The following is a 6834-nucleotide window of genomic DNA, read 5'->3' as shown; positions in this document are numbered from 1 at the left end:
GCCTGACAATCGCAATCGCAAAGGGCATCTGGCGCGAAATCAAAAACGACAAAAATAATACAAATATCGCAGGGAATGAAGGTTTGGGGGTCGCCCGCACCGCTACAGGAACTGCCTGACAAGCTCGGTGAGCTGCTGGCGGGCAGGAAGCGGCGTAAGCGTATGGTTCGCCGCGGGGATGAGCGCGGTTGCCGTGCCGTTCATCTGCTTCAACCGCCGGCCGTCCGGCCCGAAATGCCGCGCAATCTCGTGAAGGCTGAGGTCGCCCTCGCAACTGACGACGAGCACGCGCGTTCCGCGCCGTGTCAAATCCCGCATCCAGCCTTCGACCGACCTGCCGGTCAGGGTCCTGGATATCAGGAGGGCGGACTTGAACAGCTCCATGGCGGATCGCAGCGCACGCTTTGCGACTTTGAGCGCCATGGTCTTCGCGTCGCCCTTCCCCTCTGCCTGCTCGTCCTGATCGCCATCCACCGATTGCAGGCCGCGGGCATTGTCGCGAATGTTCGACAGCTCCATGTCCAGGGCGTACGAACTGTTCCACGAAAAGCAGAGCGGGTTGACCATCACGAGATTGGCGATACGCGGATCGTGCCGCGCGGCATGGAACGCCTGAAAGGCGCCTGCGCAGATGCCGATGGCACAAATGCGCCGGAAACCGTACCGATCGAGCCAATCGACGATGCGCATCACGTCGATGCGGGTGCGTTCGTCGTAGAGCGGGATTCTTTTTTCCGTGGGAGCGCCGCTCTGGCCGAGCCCCGGCAGGTCGACACGCATCGAGGCAATCCCCTGAAGCGCCAGAGACCGGGCCATGTCGACCGCACCGCGCGCCGCGCCGATATGGGGTATTGCGCCGGCATTGAGAATGAGGACGACCTTCGCGTCATTCGGAAGCGTCTCCGGCACGCAGAGGACGCCACAGATATCCGGCGCCGGGCCGAGAAATTGCGGAAGCTCCCGGTATCCATCCCCTTCCAGGACCGCTGGCTCCGAAACAAGCCGAACCTCTTCTCCGTCCGAGAGATTTCCGCGGCTGCCTGCCCATTCCACCACGACGGAAAGCGGCAATTCGGGCACGTCGTGAATGGGCCGGCTCATCATGCGCTCGAAACCATCGAACGGCTTGATCAGCGTCTTGCCTCCGCTTGCGACCACGCGCCCTGCCAGGTCCTCGTGCGCCGGGGCCGTCTGGGGCGACATCAGCAGCAGGTCCAGGCCCGGTCGAACGGCCAGATCCTCGCCCCAGGCAACACCACGCAGATCCGCGATGGTCTCTGCACTCGTCCGGAACCCTGACGCCTCGACACCGTCGAAGTCAGAGGCCGACGCATCCGCGCGCAAAGCCGCATCCACGATCCGCGAAAGGCCGACCAGTTCACGAACATAGCTCTTCCCCGATGCGGGAGGCGCAAGCAGTGCCATGCCGGCGACATCGCTTCTGCCGGCGACCGCGATGGGGGCGAGGAGCGCGCCAAGCCGAAAGCCGACGACCAGAACATCCGTCACCGATGTCTCGGATTTCAACCGGTCTATCGCGGTGTTGATGCTTCCGATCCAGGAGGCCAGGCGCCCGGGCTGTGTGTGATCACCGGCCGCATCGCCGCAACCGGGATAGTCGAACTGCAGGACCGGGAATCCTGCACCCGCCAGCTGTCCCGCGAGCAGCGTCAGAAAGCGCCGGCTGCAAAGGTCCTCAAAACCGAGCGCACCGGCGATCACGACGCCGCGTTTGCCTGCGGCAGGATGAAGCCAACCGATCGTCTGGTCGAAAACAATCGGTCTCACGCCGCAGCTCCAACCACGCGGGCATCCGGAGCAAAAACAGGGCTTGACGGCTCGCAGCCCATTTTTTGCCTGCTCGACAGGGAATGACGGGGGCTCGCATGCCTTATCGACGCGTGTCTATGCTGGTCTTCACCAAGCTTCAATTCTCGTTCCCTTCGCCTTAAGCGTTGGTGCCGGGGCATCCGTCACCGTCGGAAAATGTATCCCCACGATACCCGCTGCCGACTCGTCCCCTTCAATATTGCGTTATATCCAGCCGCTGGTCGATGAACGCCCGTTTGCCTCCTCTTCCCGCCACGATCTGAGAAACGGCCTCCTGCCGGAAAGCCAGGCTTCCCCTGCATTTTTCGGCAAGAAAAGCGGACAACCGCTCGACATCCGAGGCCGATCCATTCTGATCGAGGATATAGCGGATGACGACGTCGCCGGGCGTATCCTGATAGAACTGGTATTCGGCAATCCCCTTGAAGAAGGCGGGATCTTCCGGCGTCAGGTCCAGCGCCACCACCCTGTGACCGTCGAACGAAATCAGGAAGCCCGGCTTGCGGCGGGGCGCAAGGCCGCGGATCCGCAACCGCTCTCCATTGCCCGGCGTTGGCGCTTCGACAAGCGTGCCGAAATCCCCGGTGTCATAGCGGATGAACGGCATGCCGGTGGACAGGAAGCCGGTCCCGACGACACGCCCTTCGCGCCCCGGCTCCGTAACGAGAGTGCCGTTTTCGTCGACAAGTTCCGCAACGCCGTAGAGTGGATTGAACTCGTAAAGCCCATCGCTGCCCGGCACTTCGGCGGCAAACGCGACCTTTTCACTGAGGCCGTAGAAAACGCCAAACGCCACATCGCCAAGGACGCGACGGATCAGGCTGCGCTGGTGATCATAGAGCGGCTCGGAGATCGGCAATATGCCCTTGATCGCAAGCCGGGGCCTCCGCTCGATCTGCTGCATGCGGCGGCACAGGAGTTCGATGGCGGACGGATATCCATAGAGGAAACGGATCTGCCGCCGGTCGATCTCGTCGAGATAGGCTGCTACGTCCTGCGCTGTCATCGGGAAGACTGCCAGCTTCAATTCCCGCAGGGCGGGATCCCACTCATGAATGCCGGAACCACCGTCCCCCAGGTGAAAGCCGCGCAAGCTCGCCCGCGCATCCCGCTCGGTAAACCCGACGCGCGACCAGGCGTCATAAACGAACGCCATCTCCCTCGGGCTTCTGTCCTTATCGAGGAAGAAGGAAAGAGGAGCAGCGCGATTGGAGCCGCTGGTTTCGACGCTGTCGAGCTGCCACCGCGGTACGGCGAGCGCAGCTTCCCCGGCTGCCCGAAGCTGGTCCTTGTCGAGGATCGGCAACCGCCGCAGGTCCGCCAGCGTAAACGTCGACATATCGAACGCCGGCCCCAGGGCCTCGTCGAGACGGTCGCGATAGAACGCGCTGCCTTGGTGCGCCTTGGCAAGCAATGCGCGCAGCGCGGACAAATGCTGCTCATGTGCAAAATGCGGGTCGCTTGCGGCCCTTGCGATCCGCGCGCGTTCCCTAGCATAGGTTTTGCCGAATTTCATGCTGGTCGGCACGAGGGCGACGAGGGGCTTTGCGGCGTTGCGCACGAAGCGTGGGCTTCGGACGTACAGGCCGCGCAGAACATCCAGGGGTTTCATCGTTTCTCCATCCGACTTGTGGCCGCGGCCCGCCAGATGGCGCATAGCGCATCGGCAAAGGGCGCCATGTCCAGCCGCGCCCGGTGCTGCTCTCTGCCTGCCTCCCCCATCCGCCGACGCAGGTCCGGTTCTGCGACCAGCCGCGCAAGCGCGTCCTTGAGCGCCGCGACGTCGCCGGGGGGAACGAGAAATCCGGTCTCGCCGTCGCTGACGATATCCTCGACGGCACCCACCGGCGTTGCGACGACCGCAAGGCCCGCCGCCATGCCCTCGATGATCGAGATCGGTTGATTTTCGACGAAGGAGGGAAGCGTCAGGATATCCGCCTCGGCAAGCAGCCGTGCAACATCGTCCGGCCCCTGCCAACCTGGAACGGCCACGCGTGCGGAAAGGCCGAGCTGGCCCAGCCGGTGGCGCAACGTCTCCACATCGCCGGAACCGGCAATGGTCGCGCGCCAGCCCGGCATGTCCGCCATCAGGCCGAGGGCTTCGCACAGTTCCGGCGTTCCCTTGTCCTTCTCGATCCTGCCGAGAAACAGAATGTGGACCGTATCACCGCCCCCGATATGCGGGAGGCTGGGAATTTCGGTGGCGTTCGGCACCACGATCACGCGCTCTTCCGCCTCGCGGACCTTGCCGAGGACGAAGTCCCGCCAGATTTTCCCGAGCACCACGACGCCGCTGGCCTGCCGGAACATCGTGCCGATCCTTCGGCTGAGCGACGCACTCGCCCCAGACCAGAAACTCGCATATCCGCCGCCGTGAAGATGGAGCACGTAGGGGATGCCGAGCATCTCCGCCCAGCGGGAAATGACAAGCTTGCGATAGGTACTGCCGTGGCTGGCAAGGTTGATGTGCACGACATCGACTTTGCCACGAAAGCGGGCAGCGAGCATTCTCGCGCAGAAATTCAGGGCATGCAAAGCAGAGAAGGCGACATGGCCGCTGCCCCGGCTGGCAAGAAAGCGCACCCGCACATCGCTCCGGGTGTGCTGCTCGAGTTCACGCTTCAGCGAAGCCATAACCCTGTCGATGCCGCCCTGCCCCGTAGTCCCAGCCGGTGTCGCCACCAGGACATGGATGACGCGGCCATCATGGGCGCGCTGAAGCATGTCTTTCTCCCCATTTCATACGTCCGGACGAAGTCATGGTTGCTGTTAACATTTCGCCACTAGGATTTCGTTAAAGCGCACGCAGAGCGCGACTCCACAATCGGCCTGCTCAATGAAGCTCGGCCGTCATTGGTCCTCTATCGGATACGCCAACGGGCTTCAGGCGGTGAGAACTGTCAGGATGGAAGAAGGTGCGGGGGATCGACCATGCGCGTCAAAACCAGCTTCGATCGGTGCGTGCAGCGAAGATCCGGCGTCGGCCATATCGCATCCAAAATGCCGGGAGGGGCTGCCGCCCTCACAGGCCGAATGGTTCGACGGCCTCATCCCATGCGAAGAGGACCGGATACGTAGAAAACAGGGAGCGGGGCCACCCCCAAGTTCTCCCCTGCTTTGCGACAGGAAAATCGGAAATCAGCCGACGAGGCCGAAAACCACTGCGCCGACGAACAGGAAAGCACCGGCCACGGCGATGTTGTTGACAAGAAACTGCCGCTCGGCGCGGCGCGTCCTGCGGTCGCTCACGGCGGTGAGGGCTCCATAGGTGGAACGGCCGCCGAGTTTCGCATTTCTCATTCGCCAACATCCCTTGCTTGCGGAGGCCGGATTCCCGGTCTTCTCCAAGGCGAGCACGAATGCCCGCCCGCTCTCTGGGAGTAATTTATATATTATCCCTATAAGATTGGTAGGGTATTTTTTCTCAATTTCGCCACACTGATAAATTCGCCGTTCATAATTCCCCACGGGGCCGGCCAATCGGCGGTCCTTTCGCGCATTTCGGCTCATGTCGCCGCCGACGGATCCCATCGAGCGGCACGTTGCCGGGCGAGTGAAGCACGGGCAGAGCGGGTTGCGACCCGGTCCGTTCTGGGCCATAACTCCCCTCCCACCTGTCCGGAGGCCAACCGTCATTGCGAGCGTTGCGGGCCGTGCGTGAACGCCACGCCACGGTCGTTTTCCCCCGCGCTCCCGACGGCACCGACACGGTAAACAACAATGCGGACCGATAAAAAAGGAGAACGCATCATGGGTGCAACGGGACATCTCGGCACGGCTTGGAGCAAGCGCGAGTATCATCGCCAATGGCTTTGGCGCGAAGCTAACCGTCTCTTCGATTTCTTCCAGAACAGGGCTTTCAATCCGCTCGGCGGGTTTCATGAACTTGATGCCGAGGGCCGCCCGCTCAACCCCGGCAATCCCGTGCGCGGCATTCACTCCACGGCCCGCATGGTACATTGCTTTTCCATCGGCAGCCTGCTCGGCCGCCCCGGCTCCGATGCCATTGTCGACCACGGCATGAAATACCTTTGGGAAAAGCACCGCGACCACGAGCGCGGCGGCTACCACTGGTCGCTCGACAATGCCGGCCTGCTCGATGCCAGCAAGCAGGGATATGGCCACGCCTTCGTGCTGCTTGCCGCTTCCAGCGCCAAGGTTGCCGGACACCCGGACGCCGACCGCATGATCGCCGACGTGACCGACGTTCTGGAAAAGCGCTTCTGGGAAGACAAGCACGGCGCGATCACCGAAGAGTACGAGGCGGACTGGACCACGATCCCCGGCTATCGCGGGCAGAATTCCAACATGCACCTGACGGAAGCCCTGATGGCCGCCTTCGAGGCGACCGGCGAGACGGGCTATCTCGACAAGGCAGAGCGCATCGCCGATCTGATCATCCGCCGCCGTGCGGGCGAAAACGGCTTCCGCGTGGCCGAGCACTTCGACGAGAACTGGGTGCTGGACAAGGACTATCGTGGCAACGAGATGTTCCGCCCCTCCGGCACCACGCCCGGTCACTGGCTGGAATGGGCGCGCCTCATCCTGCAACTCTACGTGCTCGGCGGCAAGAAACACGCCTGGATGCCCGAAGCGGCCCAAGCGCTCTTCGCCCAGTCGATCGCACTCGGCTGGGACAAGGAAAAGGGCGGCTTTTTCTACACGCTCGACTGGAACGACGAACCGGCCAAGCGCAACAAGCTCTGGTGGCCGATGGCCGAAGGCGCCGGCGCGGCGGCGTTCCTTGCAGAGCATATGCCGAGCGATTTCCACGAGACCTGGTATCGCACGATCTGGGACACCATCGCGCGACACTTCCTTGATCAGGAGCGCGGCGGCTGGCATGAAGAACTGACGGAAGATCTCGTGCCGAGCTACACCCTGTTCGCCGGCAAGGGAGACATCTATCATGCGCTCCAGGCCTGCCTGATCCCGCTCTACCCGGCGACAGGCAGCCTGACGAAGGGTATCATCGAGGCAGGTGGCCGCTAGGTCATCCCGGCG

At 62.9% G+C, this 6834-nt stretch carries 5 protein-coding genes; 1 reads left to right on the top strand and 4 read right to left on the bottom strand.

What is annotated here, in order from left to right; translation table 11 throughout:
* Positions 1-102: 102 nt before the first annotated feature.
* From AKG11_RS18630 to AKG11_RS34590, 4 genes are all read right to left on the bottom strand, one after another.
* Positions 103-1788 (bottom strand): alpha/beta fold hydrolase, encoded by a 1686-nt coding sequence (locus tag AKG11_RS18630; protein WP_050744951.1) that lies wholly within the window; start codon positions 1786-1788, stop codon positions 103-105.
* 235 nt (positions 1789-2023) lie between these two features.
* Positions 2024-3442, bottom strand: a complete 1419-nt coding sequence (locus AKG11_RS18625; RefSeq protein WP_023512479.1) for a phenylacetate--CoA ligase family protein — start codon at positions 3440-3442, stop codon at positions 2024-2026.
* Positions 3439-4554 carry a glycosyltransferase family 4 protein gene (locus AKG11_RS18620; protein ID WP_050744950.1) on the bottom strand — a complete coding sequence of 372 codons (1116 nt, stop codon included), beginning with the start codon at positions 4552-4554 and terminating at the stop codon, positions 3439-3441. The genes AKG11_RS18625 and AKG11_RS18620 overlap by 4 nt, the downstream gene beginning before the upstream one ends.
* A 414-nt stretch (positions 4555-4968) precedes the next feature.
* On the bottom strand, positions 4969-5130 hold the full coding sequence (locus AKG11_RS34590) for a hypothetical protein (protein WP_023512481.1): 162 nt from the start codon (positions 5128-5130) through the stop codon (positions 4969-4971).
* A 450-nt stretch (positions 5131-5580) separates the two neighbouring features.
* On the opposite strand from AKG11_RS34590, the gene AKG11_RS18615 reads away from it, so the two are divergent.
* On the top strand, positions 5581-6822 hold the full coding sequence (locus tag AKG11_RS18615; RefSeq protein WP_023512482.1) for an AGE family epimerase/isomerase: 1242 nt from the start codon (positions 5581-5583) through the stop codon (positions 6820-6822).
* The last annotated feature ends 12 nt before the right edge of the window (positions 6823-6834 follow it).

Source organism: Shinella sp. SUS2 (genome assembly GCF_001262505.1).
GTDB lineage: Bacteria > Pseudomonadota > Alphaproteobacteria > Rhizobiales > Rhizobiaceae > Shinella.
The sequence above is the reverse complement of the archived record's forward strand: the minus strand, read 5'-3'. Positions and strand labels throughout refer to the sequence as shown.